This is a genomic window from Methanolobus sp. ZRKC3 (assembly GCF_045291275.1).
Classification (GTDB): domain Archaea; phylum Halobacteriota; class Methanosarcinia; order Methanosarcinales; family Methanosarcinaceae; genus Methanolobus.
The window spans coordinates 1,094,505-1,116,431 of the sequence record NZ_CP146982.1 but is presented as its reverse complement, the minus strand read 5'-3'; the positions used below and the strand labels follow the sequence as shown (position 1 = coordinate 1,116,431).

Below are 21,927 nucleotides of genomic sequence, written 5' to 3'. Positions count from 1 at the left end.
GAACAGCTGCACAAGGAAACATTTATGTCCAATGTAAACCTCTAACCATGGAAGTGGTTTACAATGTATAAAAAAAACTGTTTTCCAAAGGTAATATGCACACAGCATCCTGATTCTGTATCAAGATATATATCAACTCAGGAAGAATTGGGAGAGGCGCTAGAAGCAGTGGTTGAATATGGCTGCGACGAATACATGCCTGACTATGAAGGCAAGACAACACCATACCATCAAAATGTCCAGATAGTTTCAAAGTTCATAGATGAAACCGATATGATTCCTGGGAAAGATGTTTTTATCACACCCAGAGCTCCCAGTGCACTTCATGAAAACCGGTTCAGGCAGCTTATGGTCATGATGTCCATTGCCGAGGCGAACTACAATGCACATGAACACTCTGACTTCCAGGCAATAACTGAATTAGTGCATCCCATGACAAGCAACGTTCAGGAAATCGTGGAAGCACAGCAGCATATGGTGGACGTAAGTGAGCTTGCAAAAAAAGAATTCAAATTCGAGATGGAAGCACCTGGCATAATACCGCTGCTTGAGGATGTTCCGGGGTTGCTGAATGCGGGAAGCATAATAGGGAAGACCATAGCTGCACGCCAGGGATTATCTGATGAAATGCTAAAAAAACACAGGGTTTTTATAGGAAAATCCGACTCTGCCCTGTCTTTTGGGCATGTTGCAAGCACTCTTTCATGCAAATATGCCATAAGCAGCCTCAATGAACTGGAAATGGAATCCGGCACAGATATAGGAATCATATTCGGAGCCGGTACGCTACCTTTCAGGGGGCATCTGACCCTTCAAAATGCACACAACTTTTTCGAAGAATACAGGGGTATCGACACTATTACATTACAATCGGCTATCAGGTACAACCATGAGAAAGGGGATGCAGAAAAGCTTGTCAGAAGAGCAAAGTCCAGATTATCAAAACCTGCCAGGATATTCAGCAGCACTGAAAAAGAAGAGATCATAAACATCATAGGAATATTCGGTGCCAGTTATAACAGAGCAATAAGACAGTTCTCATCTTCCATTAACAGTATCGCTGACCTGCTTCCCCGCCAGCGTGACCGTTTGATGCGTGATGGGGGCACAGGATATGCAAGAGATGTTCCGGACATCACAGGTGTATCCGGATTATGCCGTAATGATATCAAAAAGGAACTGGAAGAGAGCATGCCTGTGGAAAATATGGACCTTCCCAGAGCAATAAAGTTTACAGGTGCCCTCTATTCCATGGGAATCCCACCTGAGGTCATAGGTACTGGGTCTGCCATAATGGATGTTAAGGAAAAGCTCGGAGAGGATGTCTGTGAGCGTTTACTCAATGGATACTTCCCTTCTCTTAGGTCCGATATTGAGCTTGCATTTACATATCTGGACCAGAATGCAATATCCAGATTCCTGCCTGCTTCACTCCAGAGATCCCTTCAACTGGATATCGATATCTTACGTGAAACATTCGACCTCGAAAGACAATGCGATCCTTCATACAGAATGTTGCTCGATATGTTGCAGCCCGATATACTGGATACGGAAAATACAGGGAATATCATGGATGAGAAAGTTTCGCAACTTGTACGTTCAACACTCATTCAGATGGCGGAAATGAGAATGACGATGGGATGACTGATAGTGTGGGAATGCCTGGGTGTGATACAGATGAACAATAGGGGTATGTCTAAAAACAGTATTCGAAGTTAAGAACAACTACTTTTGGTCATCTGAGCTTTTAGTTTCACCCTTTCTTTCATCCCTATTCTCTTCCCTTTCGCCCAAGTCAACTATCAGATGATTGCATCTGCCGCTTTTTTGGCCGCATATCTTACAAAATCTTGCCATTGTATTCCTCTATATTTACAATTAGCCGGTATTGCTAAAAGAATTATGCTTTCAATTATGTAAAAAAGAATGATGTGGATATTTGTTTTTATGATCTCAAATATCTCTCATTTTAACAATTCAGGATTGGAGTTGATCACTTCTTTAAGATATTGTAAATTTTCGATATCCTCCAAACACGTACGCATATCCTCGATCTCCAGGTCATTATGTTCCATGACCCTCATAAGTTTCAGCGGGCTGAAATACCTGCCACCCTTTTTTGTCAGCATACCTTTTGTAGATTCATAGTACCAGAGGGCAAGACCTGCATAGTATGGGTCCACATTCAGACGTTCACAAAACTCATTGAATTTATTGTTGACAGCAAAGAAATCCTTGGATGACCATTTCTGGTCGTATTCCCGCAGAAACTTCAGGGAATGATCATTATTTGGTATAAAACCCAAGGCAACACCGCAACTGTTCAGCCAGAAGAGTGCTTTAGTGTGAGTAAAACCCCATATCTTGTAGGGGTGTTTGAATCTAATTGTTTTTTTGACAGCTGTCACTTCGTTATGGGAAGCTATCTCTGCCAGCAGACTCTTTTCTTTATCCTGATCACCTGCAATTTCCTGCAGATACTCTGCATTGATGCCCCTACTCTGGAATACAGTATCGGCATTTCTTAACATCAGATAGATATTTTCAAGCTCTGCTTCGACCTTTTTAATGGCTCTGTCCTTTCCCTTGATATTTGGCTCATCTGCCTCGTATTCAGCATCTCTGAAGCATTGTGTTGCGTACTTGACCCAGTCGTCTTCCAGAGCTTCTCTGAATAGCAGACCAAAATCATCGAGCAGATCATAAACATAATTTACTTCAGCTTCATTTCGGTTTCCACCAAGCAACAAAGCCTTGCAAAAATGGCTCCACATATCTTCATCAGATCCAACAACAGGTGGTTTTGGATAGTTCTTCTCTATAATCTCAACGAGATCTGTGAATCTATTGGGGATATGCATAAAAAGGCAAATACATGCCATCATATATCTTTATTTCTGTACGTGCGAGGTTAAGTCCGACAATAATGACTATAGAACCAGATTCGGGGTATTCATTTAGTCATGTCCTCTGTGATATCTACTCAATTTCAGGAACGATCTTTGCTCTTCTCACTCTTTATTTCATCAATTTTTTCATATACGTATTCGATTACTTTCTCAAAGTCAATTATTTGTTCATGGTAATCTTCAAAAAGGTGCAGTTTTTTTCTTTGCTCCTCTGAACTAGCTTCTTTCCTGTATTCTTCTATGAGGGGTGATATTCTCTTTTTTGCTATATTTAATTCAGCTTCATATCCATTTTTGAGCTGCAGGAGGAATGCATCCAAAAGGTCTTTTTCCATGTAAAAATATGTCTTGCGGGAGCCGGGTTTTTGTATTCTTTTAATGCTCCAGAAAACTTCAATGTTCTTCATCTTCAGACTAATGGAAGCAAGGCTGTATCCTGTCCTTTCTGCAAGTTCTTCCATGCTTATTTCTTCAGGTTCGAAGTTGAGTATTGATAAGATCGTAGCTGTGAGGCTATCAACACCATATCCTCTGAATATCTCATTTCCTATTTCCAGGATCTTTTTTTCAGTATCACTCATATTTTTCTCATCTATGAATTTGAATGTTTCCTACTAAAATGTTGGGATAATGTATCATTATGCTGATACCATTTTCAAACCACCGATCCCAACAGCTATCAGTCCAATAAAAAAAATCCTGGACATAGTCATTGATTCGTTAAGGAAAACGATTCCCAATATTGCTGTTCCAATGATTCCAATGCCTGTCCAGACAGCATACCCTGTTCCAATAGGTATTACTTTCAAAGCTTTTCCTAACAAGTACATGCTTGAAACCAAACAAACGATTGTAAAAACCGTTGGATAGAATTTGGTAAAACCATCGGTATATTTTAGTCCAACTGCCCATGCTGTTTCAAATAATCCTGCAATAAAAAGATAGATCCATTCCATTTTGACACCTTATTTTTAGTATTTTTAATAATTATTAAAAGTAGTAAACACTAATATAGATAGACTTTTTGGTTAGCTACAAAATTATGGGAATTATGGTATTTGACTAACTAGCCCAAATTCCTTTATTTTTACAATTGGATTATATTTCTAAGATAACTACGGGTGCTATAAGAAATAAAATAAAACAAAATAAGATAATTATAAGGACCACCAAAAAATTCTTATGAGCAAATAGTATACTATTACCTGTATGTACTTCCAGAAAGTAGCTGCATGTTTTTTACTTTTCTTAGTTATTTGTTCTTTCAGCGGATGCACTGAAAAGGATCAATATTCAAATGAAATGAACTCAGCAGGCGGGAGTTTAGCAGGTGAAAGTTCAGAAGATGAGAATACTGATCTAAATGAACAGGTTTATAATGCAACCCTGAAAAAAACGGCAATCCTTTCTCTTGACAACGGATATTCTCTAAAGGTCCTGGAAATCAACAAGAAAGAGGAGTTCATACGCGTATCTTTCAGGAAGGATGAACAGGAGTACAATACAAAAAAGATGCTCTCTGGTCAAAGCTATGATATAAAAGATCAGAACAATCAGAATACCGTTTATTCGATCCATGTGGACAGGATACTGGACAATAGTTTCATGGTCGAACTCACTTACACCTTAAAACCAGCAATTTTCCAGGAAGTAACTCCTGTTAAAACGGCTCCAAGGAATGAAGTGAAGACAAAGATCGACATGGAAACAGTCACTAGAACCTACATTTGGGGATATGAGGACTATGAGTTCAGTATGGAATGTGAGTACGACAAGGACGCTTACAAAGTATACTCCCAGAGAAGCAGGAACAGAGATTACAGTCAATTTGTGACAGATTCCTACGATGACGAGTTCATCTCCCAGATAACTGAGCAACTGGAAGATATGGCGCATGATGCAAACCTCGGAGATGAGGAAATTCCCTACGTTGCCATGATGTTCGTTCAGTCACTTCCCTATATCAGCGACAGTGTATCTTCAGGCTATGATGAGTATCCCAGATTCCCATTCGAGACACTGTATGACGGAGGGGGAGATTGCGAGGACTCATCCATTCTGCTTGCATCACTTCTCTACGACATGGGATACGGAGTTTCCCTCATAGAATTACCCGGACACATGGCAGTTGGCGTGAAAGGGAACAATGGAATATCTGGCAGCTACTATGATTATGCAGGTACCAAATATTATTATCTCGAAACAACCAACTCCGGCTGGGCTGTCGGGGAGATCCCAGATGATTTTACTGAAGCACAAGCAAAAATAGTCCCAATTTACGGTGGATACCCTGAGTTGAACCTCAAGTTTTCCGGAGATACCCTAAGTGATGGTTACCAGACATACGTCAATCTGGATATAGAACTTGAAAACGTTGGTTCCGCAATTGCAGAAGACGTTGTCATATACACAACTCTTGAAACAAGCACAGAAGGAAGAATATGGGACCAGCTTCAAAGCGATACGATCTCAAGTCTGAATGTGGAAGAAGGGATCGAGTATAGCGTATCCAACCTCAAAGTGCCAGCCGGGGAGCGTTACCGTGTGAGGATAATGGCATGGGGTACAAATACCGATCCGGCATCTGTTTACAGCGATTGGGTTGTTGGGTGATTGAAATTTAATTATTTATCAAAAGGAATGTGGGTCTGTTAGTTGAATGTGGGGAGTTTTTGTATTTAGGTATTTTGTGTGGAAAATAGGTGAGAAATTTGTTAATGCCTATTTTCTCTGCTATAATTTTAGTAGCTTCATCTATAATGTACACAGAATTCTAAAATTTCAAAGGAAACAAGGGAATATGGATAAAGCATAGGAGCACGCTCAAGAGGATGAAGGACAGGATTTTGAGTGGTGGGAAGTTCAATTTCTGGACAAAAGAAGTGAGGAAATTGGTAAGTGCATTTTAGCACTTACTACCCTTAAAAGAAAACCAATATAACATCTATATATATTTTGAAGTTGGTATTTGATCTATGTCTTCAGATATGCCAATCAAACCTGAAAAAATGAGACGCAATGACCCTTGTTATTGTGGAAGTGGGAAAAAATACAAAAAATGTTGTATGAAAAAAACAAATTCTGGCATAAAAGGCACAATTAAGAATTTTGGAAAAACGTTTGGTAAAAGGCTAATAATTGACAATGCAAAAAAAGTACCTATTATTTCTAGTGCAATTGGTGCGGTTGAGGATTTGAATGGGCAAAAAGAAAAGGAAGAATATGATTCAAAGCTAAATGGGATAGCTGAGACATCTTCTGCAACCTTGGATTATGTTGCAAATATTAATTCACTAGCACCTATATTTGACCCAACTCCCTCCTTAAGAAAAATAGATTGGTTAGCAAGTATACTTCGAACTACAATAGAAAATAATCAAAACTATGACGTCCAAGTTGTTTCTATTGAACAAAATAAACGAGTATTAAAAATAACTCCAAAGGGAAATCCAATTGAATTTAATATAAGGTTTAAAGTAACTAAACAAAAACTTGAAGGTTTGTCTAGTATAGAGGAGTTTATTGAAAGCAAAATAAAGGAAGGAAAATCTGCAGTCTTTACTGAAGACGACATTGAGTCTTTTACATTTTTGGATGATGAAATTGGTCAGTTTTGGGAAAATGGAGCCTTTCATGAACTAGAGTTTAAGCCTCAAATTTCAGATATTCCATTTGAATTATCTTTCATTGTTAAAAATACAGAGTTTGCATATCACAACGTAAAAATGGGGAATATTTACAAAAGTGAGAATGAAGCAACATTAGTTTCAACTAATTTACCATTCAATATACTTCTAAATTTTAGAAAAGATACTCCTATACTTAATATTAAATTTGACATAAACCTTGAAGAGAAGAGTATTTTAGATTTAAATCAATTTTTTGGCTTTTTATCTGCATTGAATGAAGGGAACTCATTATTGCTAAAAGATTCAAAAAGAGGAACTGTTTTTTTAACGACAAACGAAACCCCACAATTTGAAATTGATACAGCTACGGCAAATCTTGTTCAGAAGCTTGCAATAATAGATACCGTTTATTGTACAAATTTTACATATCCTAAATTTGTTACAAATTATGATACTCAAATAATCAATGAGATCGTTTCTATAATTGAAAACAAATGTTTAATTCTCAATTCTATAACTGCAACTTTTGATTCCGAAGGTATGAAAGGAATATTAGATAAATATGAAGAAAACGGATATTTCGAAAATTTGTGTGCCGATATACCACTATCATATGAGCTTTTTGGAAAGAAAATCAATATTGGCGGGGGTAAAGTCATTTTTGAAAAAACCTATATCAGAGAGAATATACTTCTATTGAAAAAAGAAGCTTCTAACAAAAATGCAATTGAAATTACTTTTGTTTCTGGAGATTCTGATGCTAGAATAATATTTAGATAATCTTTATACTGCCGGTATATTAAATAACAAACCGTTGCGTTTTTTGGTTATTACTATTACCCTTAAGCAAAGTTCTAACAATGGCTTTCGAACCTTTTCAACAACGTGGATTCTAAGTAAAATTCGCCCTCATAACCCCGAGCCACGAATTGAATTTAAATCAACTAATCCGAAAAAAAGAAAAGAAAAAAGAGAATTTACGTCAATTCTCTCTTCAGTATCTTATGTGCGACATTTAACTGTTTGAATTTTTCAGTATCTCCAGTTGGCTTGTCTGGGTGCAGCTCTCTTGCCATCAGTTTATACTTTTCATTGATGATCGTAAAGTCGGTTTCATCGTGGGCACAGTCGAAGAATTCTCTTGCTTCCTGGCGTTTCTGATGAACGTCTTTATCCTCTTTGAACTCTGAAATGAAATCAGCTATTGCAATGTCTCCTGAAAGTACTCTGTTTGCTTCGATCTCAATGATCTTTGACAGAACATACATATTTTCTACATAATTCTTTTGCATATTGTGGCTGAAATGCATTCTATGATCTGCTATCCACCAGGTTGCAGAAGCATTGACTTTCCTCATCGCCATACGCTCAAGAGGGATGTCAATGTCATTTTCGGTAACACCGATCTTTCTTAATGCTGTAATAATGTTATTCTGAAATTGTACGGCTCTTCTGGTACTAGCGCCCTTAACAACTACTGAACCAATATCATGTCCTTTAATTTTTACCATTTGATTCCACTCTTTTTCGTTTTTGGAGACTCCTTTAGTGCTATACTCCCTTATATAACCATGTGCATATTCCGGAATAACTTGATTCCCTCCTCTATGCTTGAAATTGCAGAAAAACAGGAGCATTGGACTCATGCTCTAACGAGTGGCAAATGCCTGTGAATACACTCAACCGTGCCTACATGGCTGAAAAAATGTTGGTGAAGATGGATGAGGGTCATTTCCCTCACAATATCTACTCCATCTTCCCCCTCAGATCAAGTATTCCCTGTGTCGGAGTAACTTTCTTCGGGCAAACTGCCACGCACTTGTAAACAACATCGCAGCCCCATACTCCTGAATCGGAATTGAGGTATTTTAGCAGCTCGTTCCGGTCCTCTTCCTTGCTTCTCGGGTCCAGGTAGAACCTCCAGGCTTTGGCAAGGGCTGCGGGTCCGAGGTATTCCCCGTTCCTGGAAGCAGCCGGACAGGCTCCGTGGCATGTGGCACAGAGTATGCAGTTGGTGTATTTTTCCAGTTGCACCTGCATGGCAGGTTCCATTAGTGTTTCTTTTTCAGGTTCACCTTCGTCTTTATTTATCCAGGGCTTGATGGAATCCACAAGTTCGTAGAAGTGGTCCATATCTACAATGAGGTCCCTGATGACGTTCAGGTTAGGCAGCGGCTCTACGAGTATCTCGTTTCTGCCTTCTACCTTTCCAGATGGCTTCACGGATGCGACACCGTCCTTTGGTTCATCGGTGCTCTCATCCTTCACTTCAGAAACCTGTGTCCTGCATGCAAGTCTGGGAACCTTATTGATGAGCATGGCGCAGCTTCCGCAAACAGCACCCCTGCATGAGTATCTGAAACAGAGGCTCCCGTCTATTCTTTCCTGCACGTGGAACAGCGCTTCAAGAACCGTCATTCCCGGCCTGTCCTCAACTGTGAAGTTCTCGCTCCATATCCTGTCTCCATCCTGTCTTCTGATATTAAGCTCGACCATCAGTACTCCCTCCTCTTTGGCTGGAACTGAGTTATGGTGACATCCTTGTAATCCAGCTTAGGTCCCTCTGCCGTGTAATATGCAAGAGTGTGTTTGAGCCAGTTCCCATCATCACGCTCTGCAAAATCAGTCCTGAAATGTGCTCCTCGGCTCTCTTCCCTGACCAATGCGCCAAGCGCTATCACATGCCCCAGTTCAAGCATACCCTTCAGTTCCAGCGCATTGAGCAGTTCGAAATTGAAGACATTTGTCTTGCTTTTGACCCTGACATTCTTCCCCCTTTCCTTCAATTCCTCTATCGCCTTGACAGCATGTTCCAGTTTATCCTTTCTCCTGAAAACACCCACATAGTCCTGCATCACAGCCCGAAGTTCTTCCCTTATCTGAGCGAAATTCTCTCCACCCTCGCCCATGAGCTCCTCTATCTTCTTCTCCTCTTCCGTAACAGCGTGTAAGAATACTTCCTCGGATGCCATTTCCTGTGAACTCACATACTCTAAAGCCAGCACTCCTGCCCGTCTTCCGAAAACCACAGTATCCAGCAGGGAGTTCCCTCCAAGCCTGTTGGCACCGTGTACACTGATACAGGCACATTCTCCCACAGCGTACAATCCTGGTGTTGGGGTTTCCCCATCCTTATTGGAACTCACACCTCCCATGGAGTAGTGCTGTCCGGGTTGAACGGGTATGGGTTCCTTTACAGGATCAACTCCTGCAAAATCAATGGATATCTGACGTATTCCTGGTAATCTTTCGTTGATGGCTTCCTTCCCGAGGTGGGTTATATCCAGTTGCACATAGCCCTCTGGAAAACCCCTGCCCTCGTCTATCTCGGTCTGTATGGCCCTCGCCACTATATCCCTTGGTGCAAGTTCCATGGCTCCTGCTGCGTAGTTACTCATGAAACGTTCGTGGTCCTTATTGTAAAGGTAGCCACCTTCTCCTCTGGCACCCTCGGTTATCAGTATATTAGTACCCACAAGTGTTGTCGGATGGAATTGTACGAATTCCATGTCCTGAAGGGGAACTCCGGCAGCATATGCAAGACTGATACCAAATCCCCTGTTGATGATCGCATTGGTGGAGCGCTGGTATATCCTTCCGTATCCTCCGGTTGCAAGGATCGTTGCTTTTGTCCTGAAGGAATCCAGTTTGGAGTCAGCGGTGTTCATTGCCACAAAGCCCAAGCATCTGTCATTGTCAACTATCAGTTTTGTGACCAGCCACTCGCTGTATATCTTGATGCCACTTCTGAGCACCTGTTCGTACAGGGTGTGCAAAAGGTTATGTCCGGTCCTGTCACCTGCATAGCATGTCCTGGGAAATCCTGCTCCTCCAAAGGGACGCTGGGCAATGCTTCCATCTTCCTTTCTGGAAAAATTAGTGCCCCAGTTCTCCATCTCGATGACCCTGTCAGGTGCTTCCTTGCAGAGTATCTCCACTGTGTCCTGGTCTGCAAGGTAATCACTTCCCTTTACAGTGTCCAGTGCATGTGCCTCCCAGCTATCATCCGCACCAAGTGAAGCATTCATTCCACCCTGCGCAGCGCCCGAATGGCTGCGTATGGGATGGACCTTTGAGATTATGGCAACATCAGCCCCTTTGATGTGGGCTTCAAGAGCCGCCCTTAAACCTGCAAGTCCTCCCCCTATCACAATAATGTCATGTTCTATCATTTTCCAACTCCCGTAAGTTTCATGGGGTCAAGCAGTTCGCTCATCTCTTCCTCTGTGAGGATCTGCATTTCAGTGACCACTTCTTTGATGGTCTTGTTCTCCCTGTGTGCCTGATATGCAATTTCAGCAGCTTTCTCGTATCCTATCTTTGGTGCAAGGGATGTTGCCAGTGCCAGGCTTGACTCGGCAAGTTTCGCACAGTGCTCAACATTGGCTGTGATTCCCTGCAGACACCTGCGGTTAAATGAATCAATGGCTCCTGTGAGAATCCTTATGGACCTTAACAGGTTAGAGGCAAGCACTGGTGTGAAGACATTAAGTTCGAATTGTCCGCCTTGAGCTGCCATCATTATCGTTGTATCGTTCCCTATCACCTGAAAAGCTGCCATATTCAGCATTTCCGCCATGACAGGGTTGACCTTTGCCGGCATGATGGAGGACCCTGGCTGTACCGCAGGGAGATCTATCTCGCCAATACCGGCACGTGGTCCGCTGGAAAGTAGGCGCAGGTCATTTGCGATTTTGATGAGACTTACGGCGAGGTTACGAAGTGCTGCGGACGCATTCAGTATGGCATCAGCACCCTGGGTTGCTTCGAATGCGTTTCTTGCAAGCCTGAAATGAAGTCCTGTTATGTTGTTGACCTCACTGACAGCTATGTTCCCGAATCCTTCAGGTGCGTTCAGTCTGGTACCAATTGCAGTACCACCCATATTCAGCTCTCCCAGGTCATCCTTGGCCCTGTATATCTTATCGATAGCCAGCTCGATCATCCTTGCATAGCCGCTGAATTCCTGTCCCAGGGTTATAGGTACTGCATCCTGCAAGTGTGTCCTGCCGGGCTTGACAATTCCCATGAACTCGGATGACCTTGCATTCAGAATACTATGCAGTTCAATGACAATCGGTAGAAGGTCTGAATGGATTGTTTCCATGGCAGAGATATGAATTGCAGTATGCGTGGTGTCGTTGGACGACTGGGACATATTAACGTGATCGTTAGGGTGGATGATGTCGTATCTTCCCCTGGCAAAGCCCTGTATCTCAAGGGCACGATTGGCGATGACCTCGTTCGCATTCATGTTCTGCGAAGTTCCTGCTCCGGACTGGAAGGCATCCACGACAAAGTGTTCATCAAGTCTCCCTTCCCTGACTTCGATCCCAGCCTGGATAATTGCCTCTCCTATTCCATGATCAAGTTTCCCAAGCTGTATATTTGCCTTTGCAGATGCTATTTTTATGGTAGCCTGTGCCTTTATGAAAGCTTCAGGTAGTTTTTCATCACTAACTTTGAAATTTTCAACTGCCCTGGCAGTTTGAGGTCCATAGTACACACTATCCGGTACTTTTACTTCTCCAAGAGTATCTTTTTCTACACGTACCACAAGATCGCCCCACGATCGATATTTAAAAATCTGAATAAGTTCCCCATTAAAAATGTTAGGTTCTATTAGATAAAGATATGGAATGAATGCTTTCAAGCATCTTTTTATGCATGTGTACATCAACAAATCATATTTACTTGATTTGAACACAAATTTATTTTTTGAAAAGTTATATATAGCTCGCAAATGTACGTTTATGTAATAACTAATTGAATATCATAAAGAAAGCGAGGTTGAATTATGTCACTATGGGAATATGATGTGAAACCTGTTCATTTTGGTGTATGGGAAACGACTAAGAATGATCTGAACGAGCTTGGTGTTGATGGCTGGGAACTTATCAAGTTTACCGACGATGTAGATGAGGATGGTATGGTTCAGGCATTTTTCAAGCGCGAAGTAGATGGACTTGAATACTGATAGTCCTTCTTTTCACCTTTCATCTTTTCTTCTTTCTGATTTTTATTGACCCTGAATATAGGGAATATTTGACATGGTTTTTCAGAATCTTTTAATAATCATGAATTCCATTTAATGTATATGACTGACGACAAAACAAAAGAGCAGAAATTAAATGCCATAAGAGCTGGAAAAGATATAGGCAACCCACTGGTTCAAAATATAGGTGGCCAGTCAATTGCTGGTGGATGCGATGTAACACCTGGACTGGGGCTTGAATATCATGCACACAAGTCACAGGGTCTGCAAAGTCCATCTGACATGTGGATCGATAAAAGCAGACTAACCGAGACCCTTTCAAAGGACAAACTGGGCTTAGACAATATCAAGAAATTATCACGTCAGTGATACTCTCTTTTTTTATCTACCAATCTCTTCAAGCATACTTTTTTTATCTACAGTGATTGATAGTTCTTTAAAGTGCTCTATCAGGTCATCTCCCCATTGCAGAGCTTGATCTTCATAACTTATAAGCTTCAGGTGATCAAGCATCATTTCTTTATTGAAAAGTGCTATCATAAAAATATCATCAGTAATTGAGATCGATCCTAGTTGTATATCTTCCTCTATGATAAATAATTCTGACTTTTCAGATTCAAGTAGTATCCTCAGATATTTTTCACTGTCCTGTTTCATCCTGTCGAACACGGCTTTTGTGAGTATGAGTGTTATACTGACGCCTCTTTTAGCAAGCTGGGCATAGTTGTGCGGACACTGGGGGTGGAAGAAGGAAGCAAGGGTTTTGATGCTTGTTGACTTTGTGAGACTCTCATTGAACTCTTTTGGAGGCTCAAAAAGGTAGATCATGTCTGGTACTTTAAGTTTACATTTTTCCAGTTCTCCCAGCCTGTCAAGAAATTGTTCAGGAATACTGCTCAAATTGCGACTCATCCAGTATTCATAATTATTCTCGAAAACTTCAATAGTGTCAAGAAGAGGCTTTATTTTCTTGACAAGTATCCAGGCAGCATCTGTCAGGGAATAAAACCCTTCATTGTATGCAATAAGATCAAGTTTTTTCAGTTTCTTGATCTGGGGAAGCATCGCACTGGAGTTTACATCGAGGACTTCTTTAATTTCATCTATATCCTTTGGTCCTTCCATAAGAAGTAAAAGAAGTCCCTTTCTTTTTTCGGAAAGGAAAATTGCATCAATAAGTGAGGCTTGCATTTTTGATCTTGTCCTGAATGTAATACAAATGGATATATGAATGGATTATTTACAGATAGTATCTAGGTTCATTCCACTATGTATATTTATTCGGCTTTATAGTATTTTAAAGCCCTGACGAATTTTAACGCCTTTGCTTATTTTAAAGGCCATTGTGTTTTTTCATGTTTTTACGATACAGTAGAAGGTTAGTTTATATAGATTTGGATTTAAGTTCTTTATGTTAACACTGTTATCATCACCGCCGATCCAATGGATACAATATGCAACAGAGTTCAAGAAAAATGAGGGAGAATCCATGACCAATAATGGAATTAATGTAGCTTTAAAGGGCCAGCTTGAAGAGATGTTTGAAAACCGTGTATCTTTCAGTAAACTTGAAAGATTGGTTTATTCTCATGATGTAGGAGTCATTCCTGACTCCGTTAAAAAGACAATAGCTACAATGCCTGATGCAGTTGTTCAGCCAATTAACGCTGATGAGGTATCTGCTCTTGTCAAACTCGCAATTAAGAACAAAGTTCCCATCGTCCCAAGAGGTGCAGCATCCAGTGGGTTCGGTGGGGCTGTTCCCGTTGCAAATGGAATTGTCATAGATTTTGCCAGAATGGCAAACATAATTTCCATGGATCCTGAAAATCTCACCGCAGATGTTGAACCAGGTGTGGTCTGGTCAGAACTCGATGGTAAGCTCAAAAGAAATGGAATGACACTGCGCCTGTATCCAAGCAGTGCACCTACCTCCACGGTTGCCGGATGGGTTGCCCAGGGCGGCAGTGGAATTGGCAGTTATGAATACGGCACATTCCGGGAAAACATAGTTTCCGTTGAAATGATCGACCCGCAGGGTAACCTGAAAGTTATGAAAGGGGATGACCTTGACCTTGTTTATTCACTTGAGGGTATTACAGGTATAATCACAAAAGTCACATTCAATGTGAAAAAGGACGAAGAGCAAATTCCGATCCTTGCTGCATTCGATGATGAAAAGAAATTGCAGGCAGCACTGGATGATATCCGAAAAGCAGGAACCAAGGTCTGGTCAGTGAGCATACAGACTCCTGGCTATGTGGAATTGAGCCAGAAGGCTGCAAACGATACAACTCTTCCAAAGGGCAAGTATCTTGCACAGATCGTATATTCCCAGTCCAATGCAGAAGTTGCATCCGAAGTTGAAGATATAGTCAGGCGCAATAAAGGTGAAATCCTTCCTGAGAACGTTGCCAGACATGAGTGGGACAACAGGTTCTACACCATGAGGCTCAAACGTCTTGGTCCTTCACTGGTTGCAAGTGAACTTATCATACCCACAGACTCGCTGGCAGATTTCCTGAAGTCAGTTGATAAGAAGTTCAAGGGCGACTTCGTCTTTGAAGGTATAATGGAAACTCCTGACAGGCTTATCATGATGGGATTCATGCTGGCTGATGAGAGGAAGACCAATTATCCACTGAAATTCTCATCATCACTCATAGTTTCTGACATTGCGAAGAAACAGGGTGGCAGACTTACTGCATCGGGCATATTCTTCACTGATGAATCAAAGGAGCTGCTTGGCGAGGATCTGTTCAACAAAATTGTTGCCTTCAAAAAGGAATTTGATCCGGAACACATTATGAATCCTGGAAAGATCCTTCCACCTTCCGTTGAAAAGGACTCTCCGATAAAACAGCTTTCCATTGCCATGAAGGGTGCAAGCAAGGGTAAATCCGTTATGAGCCTTGCCGGTAAGCTCATGGAAGGAAAGGATGTGGAATACAAGTATGATGATAAATTGCCTGAGGAAGTAGGCAAGGATGCATTCATCTGTGCACAGTGTGGAGCCTGTAAGACCACCTGTACGGTATATGACGCAAACCCATGGGAAAGTAAATCTCCAAGAGGTAAGTGGTACCTTCTCGCCGAATATCTCAAAGGTAACATTGAGTTTGATGAAGAACTCGCAACTAACCTGTTCCTGTGTGCTACCTGTAAGAAGTGTGACATCAAGTGCCAGACTGATCTGAAGATCGCTCACCAGTTCATAAACCTGCGTACTATCATGGGTGGAAAGGACTTTGAGAACACCGGTCTTGGCATGATAAGGCAGAACGTGCTCAATGCAGGAAATTTCTGGGGACTGCCCAAGGAAGCCCTTGAGTGGAAGACCGCTGATATGAAAATGGCTGACACAGGACCAATCGGTTACTGGCCAGGATGCTGGTCATCTGCTGTTACCAAGAACATGCCTCAGAACATAGTGAGGATATTGAACAGCGCGGATATCGAGCTTGTCAACCTCGGAGAGCAGGAGGACATTTGCTGTGGTCTTTACCTTGCACTTGGTGGATACACAGAGGACTTCGTAAAGGGCGTTGAGAGAAACATCAACCTGATCAACGAGAAAGGCATCAAAACGCTCATATTCTCCTGTCCGGGATGTTTTGCAACTTTCACTGAGCAGTATGCTGCTGTTGCAGAGATGCTTGGACTCAACTGGGATGTTGAGACAAAGCACGTGGTTGTCCTGCTTGATGAACTCATCAAGGATGGCAAACTGAAACTTGACAAGCCACTGGATAAGAAGGTAACATACCACGATGCATGCCATGTTTCCAGATGGTTCGATGCTTACGAATACCCAAGAAGTATAATCAATGCAATTCCCGGTGCTGAGTTCATTGAAATGGAACATAACAGGGAAGAAGCTCTCTGCTGTGGTATTGTGACATCATTCGATGATATCCCAACAGTGGCCCATTGCGGACAGAAGCGTATCGGTGAAGCTACTGAAACGGGAGCTGATTATGTTGTGACCAACTGTGCAGGTTGTGCAGCACAGCTAAACCTCACTTCCAATATGATGGAAGCACCCGTGAAACAGAAGGATATAACAGATATTCTCTGTGATTCAATGGGAATCGAGGTTACCTATGATCCAACCGAGGCAATCGGTCAGTTCATGAAACAGGCAATTGAACTTCTTGGTACAAGTTGCATACGCCGCAAATAAAACAAAACGGGCTGATGAAAGTCAGCCCTTTTCCTCCACTTACCTTCATTGACCTCCACTTTGTTTCTATTTTCTTTTTCTTTTTGTTTCTATTTTTTTTCTTTTTTTGAATACCAGTTCGATTTGAATTGGTGTGAAGAAAGTTATAATTAGTATTACTACACATTCCCCGTGATCATTATGTGTGATAAGAACTCTGACGATAACAGTAACTCCCCTTCCATCCCATCATTCTCAGATGCTGCCAGCTTCCACGGTCATATCTGCCCCGGTCTTACAATAGGCTATATTGCCGCTAAAGCCGCCATCGAAAAACTTGATTCCCACAGAGATGTAGATGAGGAACTTGTAACAATTGTAGAAAACGATGCATGCGGAGTCGATGCAGTCCAGGTACTCACAGGCTGCACCATTGGAAAAGGCAACCTCATATTCAAGGACCACGGCAAACAGGTATTCACATTCATCTGCAGGAACAGCAAAAAAGCAGTCAGAGCAGCCCTAAAGTCAAGCTTTGATATAAACTCCATAGATTCCGGTATTGGGGAACTTCGCTCAAAGGTAATGTCAGGCAAAGCAAGCGAAGCAGAGTCAATTGAACTCAAAACCCGCATAAACAATATATCAGAAAGCATGAGGGCTTCCCCTGTCGAGGACCTCTTTGATATAGAATTCACAGACACCAAGATCCCATCAAAAGCCCGCATATTCAATTCAGTGAAATGTACAAAATGCGGAGAAATGGTTTCAGAATCACGTGCCAGAGTACATAACAGTGATTTTGTGTGTATTCCATGCCAGGACGAATATACACGCGGCTGGTAAGTGAGATTTGTTTTTTGAAAAGAGAGGTTGTGAGTTTTAACCTCGAATCTTCATTTTTTTCTTGATTTTGATGTTTCGATAATTCCTCTGATTTTGAAAATAGGTTCAAAAATAGGAGCTATTATGTGGAGTTTGGGATGTAGGTAATGCAAGAAAACGGAACTCTTGATAAAAATAATATCTGTCCCTTATATAAAGCAAAAATCAGACCTTACATTAGAGTGTGACTTCAACTAATCGAATGTTTTTTCAATGCCATACCATAGATTATTAAAGTCCATATTAGGCCAATTGTTCCAATGTAGAACTGAGCAAACAAATCGATATACGACAAGATAATGTATGGGGTAAACGAGTAGATACATATTGAAAAAACAGATTTGAAAGTACTTTTTCGTCTTATCAAGATATATCCAAGTAAACTTAAAATAGATGCATACATGGAATATTTTATAACATTGGCTAAAAATATTATAATGAATATTATCGGAGAAAGTATCAGAAGGAAGATATAAAGCAGTATTTCAAGTTCTTCTTTGTTTGTTATCTCGAGTAAAGATAATTCCAACCTTCTTTCCTCAAATGGTCTTTTGAGAATGAGGGCATCTTCAGTTATTAGTATTCCTCGGCCTCCTTCATCTACAACGGGTTGGGTAATAATTCCGGTTGTATCAATAATGAAATTTTCCTCTATATAGTAAGGTTGTTCAGCGTAAACAGTTAACTTTCCATTTTGAATTTCAAAATCCGGCATATTTTCTGTGTCGATACTTGAAAAAAGATCATAAATGTTTGGGATTACTGCCAAGAGACTTATCATAAATAGCAGAATTGTAAAATATTTAAGACCACTAGATAAATATTTCTTTGAAATATACGAATCTACGTTTATTGAAGATTCCTTTACGCAGGTAAGGAAATTAATAATTCTGCTCATTATTTCATCTCATGAAACTTTTATATTTTATTGTTATATGCCTCAAACTTTTTCCTTATAAAGTTTATGGGGTTTTAGAAATTTACCTTTATTCTCTAATACACTGCCCGTATCTTTCCATTTCTTTTTCTCTTATTGCGTTGGATATTTCATGAAAAATCTGATTTGCTTCTTTAGAGTAATTTACAGATCGAAGCACTATTTTCTCATATATCCGGATTAGCAGAAACATAATCAAAGTTGCTAAAAGAATAAGAATAACCATTGCAGTAAATGAAATAGGTAAGAACAAGATTAAAGTGTGAACTGGCATAAGCCATATGAATTGATAATTGTTATACTTAATGAACTCCAATTTAAAGCGTTTTTTCTTATTTAATTTGTGTGCATTCAGTGCCACAACAAAATTTTTTCTTAATATAATTCTCCTTTCTTTTTCATTATATTGATACATCTTTTGACCATGTGCAATAAATATGTCTTTAACTTCTTCATCAGTTAATATTGTGGGTATAGCAGCGGATTTTCCACTTTCAAAGTATGTAAATCCACCTGGAAAGAGAGAAGGTATCATTTTAATTTTTTTCATTTCTAGCACAACATACTGATTTCATAGTTATAAGCATAAGAAATTAAGACTAAGAATATATAAATTCAGATAATATTTGAAATCTTCTATATTGTTGTATTCGTCGAGTTAATTACATAAATAAATATATTCCACCAATCTTCTCACTGCCAGAGTATTCAAATTGAGTTTTCCTTCCCTTATCCTTTGCTTAATGTCCTGAAACCTACTCCTTGAAACTCCAAGAGACTCAGCCATTTTTTGAGACATGTTGGGGATGTTCTCCATTATCTCTTGCTTGTTAACAAACTCCTGTACCTTCTTTACATCAAGAACCTGCTCATCAATATTGTTAGCTTCTTTTCCAATGTAAACAACAGAATCAGCATGAACCTGCTTCCTTTCCAGCATTCCGACATCCCCATCAAACTTAGATTCAAGATGATTGGCATACTCTATTATCGTTCTACTCAATTGTTTGAAATAATGAGATCCTTGCTTGATCTCTCCGGTTCATAATCAATTATATCAACCATCGTTCCTCAACATATCCAGCCCGAGGTCATCCAATAAACATATATTAAATTGAAGACATTTTTTTATTGGGGAAATGCAATTTAGTGTATTGCAGATTTTCTGGATTAATACAGCATTAAGTGGAACTTAAATATTTCATAAACAACAGCGGGGGAAATACAAATGAAAAAAGTGGATTTTAAAGGACCAAGGGATATGCATAAAACAAAATGTTCTGACTGCGGTCAGGCAACAGAAGTGCCTTTCGTACCGGACGCAGATAGACCGGTATACTGCAGGGATTGCTTCCCGAAACACAAACCACCTAAAAAAGAATGAGTGAATGTGGGTGATAATATTTTCTTATAGCTAAAGTGAAAGTGCGGTCAGATAGAATATTTCTATCATGAACGCACGATTTGATTTATTCTTTTAGCAATGTGCTTCCTTTGACTGTCTCTTCTATTGTCATTATAGGAGTGATCTTTGCGGCGTGATGTGTCAGCATCGGCGGTTTTAAGAATTCCGAAATTGCCATCAAACTATCTGATTCGAGGACGAAATAGAAAATATGCTCGTTAGGACAAACGTATGCTCCATTTATTTTTATATCCAGCTTCTCTGCTGAGTTTTTCATTTCCTCAGACCATTGCTTCATTTCTGCCTTGTATTCTTCTCTTGCAAAACACTGTTCAGGTGTATGTTCAAGACTAATCATAAATAACATTCTTTATAACCCCCATAAATATCAAGCAAGATTGGTATTTAATATTTTGGTTATAGTAGTCTCTGTAAAAAATACTTCAAAATTTGGCTTTACATAAAAATGATTTCTTATTTTTGGATAACAAAAGATGGAGAGGATGAATGAAAGTTAGATTTCATCTTTAGTTGAAACTATGTCAACAGCCTTTTCCCCTCTCCCCCGAACCCCCTCACCCCTTTTTTTGTGGACAGGACCCACCTTAGTAAACGGCTTTTCCCCTCTCCCCCAAACCCCCTCACCCCTTTTTTTTGAACAGGAGCACCTTAGTAAATGACTTTTTATGGAAAATACCTCCCTTCATTCTAATTTGATGGGAGATGTATGGGCGTGCTTATCGAAACGAATTTATAAAAACACAGGCATCACGGTGCATTCCTGACGTTGTTATTTTTAAAAGGTTGCAAAAATGGAAAATCGTACAAAAGGCCTTCTCTATATGCTGACAGTTGTTGTTCTCTGGGGATTCTCCTTCGTTGCCACGAAATTGTTGCTTGGTTATCTTGATCCTGTAAGTCTTGTATTTGCCCGCTTTTTCATTGCTACAATACTTCTGTTTGCGATTTGCAGGAAAAGAGAAAACTATAGCCGGGATGAGATCAGGTACGTTGCAATTGCGGGTTTTCTGGGAATCACCTGCTACCAAATGTTCGAGAACGTGGCACTGACATTCACAACAGCCACCAATTCTTCACTTATAAGTGCTACTGTACCAGTATTTTTCCTGTTAACCATAGATGTTTCCAGAAGGAAGTTCTCAAAACAGACAAAGTATATCGGAGCTTTAATTGCTTTTATCGGGGTCGGGTTATTGGTACTCAATGGAACGTTCAACCTGAACCTGAACCCTTTGGGCGATATCCTTATGATCGGCTCGGTGTTTTCCTGGGTCTTCTACACTATGTTCATCGACCGTATGGGTTCAAGGAACATGCTCATTGTTTCCCGTGATCTCACATTAGCAGGTACGGTATTTCTTCTTCCCTTCGTAATTTTTGGAGCACAGAACCTGAGAATAGATATATTCTCGCAAACTGATCTTCTGGTAGTCAGTGCTGCTCTCATTTACCTGGGTTTGTTCTGCTCAGCACTGGGATTTTTGTACTGGAACAAAGCGATACATCTTGCAGGGTCAGCTACCACAACTAACGGTATCTACCTGATACCACTTGTGACGATTATAGGGGATAGCATGATAATCGGGAATATACCAAACATCTATGTATTGATAGGGGCAGCTCTTGTACTTGCAGGTGTCTATCTTTCTGAACGTGGCTAAAGATGCCTTAGAAAATCCTGTTTTTCATTCAGAGTAAAAAATACTGAGTATCTTTTACCTAATATCTTTTGGATATTGTCTTTCAACAGCATACCTGGGTTTGTTAGAATCAATAGTCTTCCTCTTCTGCCAAACTACTGAATAAGTTCTCTAGACGTTAATAAAACAACATAAATTCACATAATTATTCATCTTTAGAAGATGGTCATAATTTTAATGCTGTTAAATTTTAATGAGTAACAATATATTTTCAAACAAAGATGCTAAATAAGGAGGAAACATACTGATTATTGTGGGTTGATTGGGAGTGACTCATCGAATAG

The 21,927-nt window shown here is 40.2% G+C and carries 21 protein-coding genes; 9 read left to right on the top strand and 12 right to left on the bottom strand.

Going from position 1 to position 21,927, the window contains the following annotated elements:
• The first annotated feature begins 63 nt into the window (after positions 1 to 63).
• Positions 64 to 1,644: a phosphoenolpyruvate carboxylase gene (ppcA, locus tag V7O66_RS05610; protein WP_406662019.1), complete on the top strand. Its 1,581-nt coding sequence runs from the start codon at positions 64 to 66 to the stop codon at positions 1,642 to 1,644.
• Between the two features lie 320 nt (positions 1,645 to 1,964).
• On the opposite strand, the gene V7O66_RS05605 is transcribed toward ppcA, so the two are convergent.
• The 3 genes from V7O66_RS05605 to V7O66_RS05595 form a co-directional block, all read right to left on the bottom strand.
• Positions 1,965 to 2,861, bottom strand: coding sequence for a hypothetical protein (locus V7O66_RS05605; protein ID WP_406662017.1), 897 nt, complete (start codon positions 2,859 to 2,861; stop codon positions 1,965 to 1,967).
• Positions 2,862 to 2,989: 128 nt separating this feature from the next.
• Positions 2,990 to 3,490, bottom strand: coding sequence for a GbsR/MarR family transcriptional regulator (locus tag V7O66_RS05600; protein WP_406662015.1), 501 nt, complete (start codon positions 3,488 to 3,490; stop codon positions 2,990 to 2,992).
• A gap of 57 nt (positions 3,491 to 3,547) precedes the next feature.
• Entirely contained in the window at positions 3,548 to 3,865 is a 318-nt protein-coding gene (locus tag V7O66_RS05595; protein ID WP_406662013.1) for a DMT family transporter, read from the bottom strand.
• Between the two features lie 253 nt (positions 3,866 to 4,118).
• Here V7O66_RS05595 and V7O66_RS05590 point away from each other — a divergent pair, with 253 nt between their 5' ends.
• Positions 4,119 to 5,522: a hypothetical protein gene (locus V7O66_RS05590; protein ID WP_406662011.1), complete on the top strand. Its 1,404-nt coding sequence runs from the start codon at positions 4,119 to 4,121 to the stop codon at positions 5,520 to 5,522.
• A 362-nt stretch (positions 5,523 to 5,884) separates the two neighbouring features.
• The gene (locus V7O66_RS05585; protein ID WP_406662009.1) at positions 5,885 to 7,318 is read left to right on the top strand and encodes an SEC-C metal-binding domain-containing protein; all 1,434 of its coding nucleotides are present in this window, start codon (positions 5,885 to 5,887) and stop codon (positions 7,316 to 7,318) included.
• A 197-nt stretch (positions 7,319 to 7,515) separates the two neighbouring features.
• Here the strand turns inward: V7O66_RS05585 and V7O66_RS05580 are convergent, their stop codons facing one another.
• From V7O66_RS05580 to V7O66_RS05565, 4 genes are all read right to left on the bottom strand, one after another.
• Entirely contained in the window at positions 7,516 to 8,049 is a 534-nt protein-coding gene (locus tag V7O66_RS05580) for a J domain-containing protein (protein WP_406662007.1), read from the bottom strand.
• A 235-nt stretch (positions 8,050 to 8,284) separates the two neighbouring features.
• Positions 8,285 to 9,034 (bottom strand): succinate dehydrogenase/fumarate reductase iron-sulfur subunit, encoded by a 750-nt coding sequence (locus V7O66_RS05575; protein ID WP_406662005.1) that lies wholly within the window; start codon positions 9,032 to 9,034, stop codon positions 8,285 to 8,287.
• The gene (locus tag V7O66_RS05570; protein ID WP_406662003.1) at positions 9,034 to 10,710 is read right to left on the bottom strand and encodes an FAD-dependent oxidoreductase; all 1,677 of its coding nucleotides are present in this window, start codon (positions 10,708 to 10,710) and stop codon (positions 9,034 to 9,036) included. The genes V7O66_RS05575 and V7O66_RS05570 overlap by 1 nt, the downstream gene beginning before the upstream one ends.
• The gene (locus V7O66_RS05565; RefSeq protein ID WP_406662001.1) at positions 10,707 to 12,095 is read right to left on the bottom strand and encodes a class II fumarate hydratase; all 1,389 of its coding nucleotides are present in this window, start codon (positions 12,093 to 12,095) and stop codon (positions 10,707 to 10,709) included. The genes V7O66_RS05570 and V7O66_RS05565 overlap by 4 nt, the downstream gene beginning before the upstream one ends.
• A 240-nt stretch (positions 12,096 to 12,335) precedes the next feature.
• Here V7O66_RS05565 and V7O66_RS05560 point away from each other — a divergent pair, with 240 nt between their 5' ends.
• Positions 12,336 to 12,515, top strand: a complete 180-nt coding sequence (locus V7O66_RS05560; RefSeq protein ID WP_406661999.1) for a hypothetical protein — start codon at positions 12,336 to 12,338, stop codon at positions 12,513 to 12,515.
• A 120-nt stretch (positions 12,516 to 12,635) separates the two neighbouring features.
• Complete coding sequence (locus V7O66_RS05555) at positions 12,636 to 12,902, top strand: hypothetical protein (RefSeq protein WP_406661997.1); 267 nt, start codon at positions 12,636 to 12,638, stop codon at positions 12,900 to 12,902.
• Between the two features lie 12 nt (positions 12,903 to 12,914).
• Here V7O66_RS05555 and V7O66_RS05550 read toward each other — a convergent pair whose 3' ends face one another.
• Positions 12,915 to 13,724, bottom strand: a complete 810-nt coding sequence (locus V7O66_RS05550; RefSeq protein ID WP_406661995.1) for a helix-turn-helix transcriptional regulator — start codon at positions 13,722 to 13,724, stop codon at positions 12,915 to 12,917.
• 298 nt (positions 13,725 to 14,022) lie between these two features.
• On the opposite strand from V7O66_RS05550, the gene V7O66_RS05545 reads away from it, so the two are divergent.
• On the top strand, positions 14,023 to 16,716 hold the full coding sequence (locus V7O66_RS05545; RefSeq protein ID WP_406661993.1) for an FAD-binding and (Fe-S)-binding domain-containing protein: 2,694 nt from the start codon (positions 14,023 to 14,025) through the stop codon (positions 16,714 to 16,716).
• Positions 16,717 to 16,896: 180 nt separating this feature from the next.
• Entirely contained in the window at positions 16,897 to 17,541 is a 645-nt protein-coding gene (locus tag V7O66_RS05540; RefSeq protein ID WP_406662592.1) for an FmdE family protein, read from the top strand.
• A gap of 229 nt (positions 17,542 to 17,770) precedes the next feature.
• On the opposite strand, the gene V7O66_RS05535 is transcribed toward V7O66_RS05540, so the two are convergent.
• The 3 genes from V7O66_RS05535 to V7O66_RS05525 form a co-directional block, all read right to left on the bottom strand.
• Positions 17,771 to 18,478 carry a DUF1189 family protein gene (locus V7O66_RS05535; RefSeq protein ID WP_406661991.1) on the bottom strand — a complete coding sequence of 236 codons (708 nt, stop codon included), beginning with the start codon at positions 18,476 to 18,478 and terminating at the stop codon, positions 17,771 to 17,773.
• A gap of 88 nt (positions 18,479 to 18,566) precedes the next feature.
• Positions 18,567 to 19,067, bottom strand: coding sequence for a hypothetical protein (locus V7O66_RS05530; RefSeq protein WP_406661989.1), 501 nt, complete (start codon positions 19,065 to 19,067; stop codon positions 18,567 to 18,569).
• Between the two features lie 108 nt (positions 19,068 to 19,175).
• Positions 19,176 to 19,457 (bottom strand): hypothetical protein, encoded by a 282-nt coding sequence (locus tag V7O66_RS05525; RefSeq protein WP_406661987.1) that lies wholly within the window; start codon positions 19,455 to 19,457, stop codon positions 19,176 to 19,178.
• 288 nt (positions 19,458 to 19,745) lie between these two features.
• On the opposite strand from V7O66_RS05525, the gene V7O66_RS05520 reads away from it, so the two are divergent.
• Positions 19,746 to 19,901, top strand: a complete 156-nt coding sequence (locus V7O66_RS05520; RefSeq protein WP_406661985.1) for a CxxC-x17-CxxC domain-containing protein — start codon at positions 19,746 to 19,748, stop codon at positions 19,899 to 19,901.
• Between the two features lie 85 nt (positions 19,902 to 19,986).
• Here V7O66_RS05520 and V7O66_RS05515 read toward each other — a convergent pair whose 3' ends face one another.
• Complete coding sequence (locus tag V7O66_RS05515) at positions 19,987 to 20,289, bottom strand: DUF3303 family protein (RefSeq protein WP_406661983.1); 303 nt, start codon at positions 20,287 to 20,289, stop codon at positions 19,987 to 19,989.
• A 445-nt stretch (positions 20,290 to 20,734) separates the two neighbouring features.
• Between V7O66_RS05515 and V7O66_RS05510 the strand changes: the two genes are divergently transcribed.
• Positions 20,735 to 21,604, top strand: a complete 870-nt coding sequence (locus tag V7O66_RS05510; RefSeq protein ID WP_406661981.1) for a DMT family transporter — start codon at positions 20,735 to 20,737, stop codon at positions 21,602 to 21,604.
• Positions 21,605 to 21,927 lie beyond the last annotated feature (323 nt).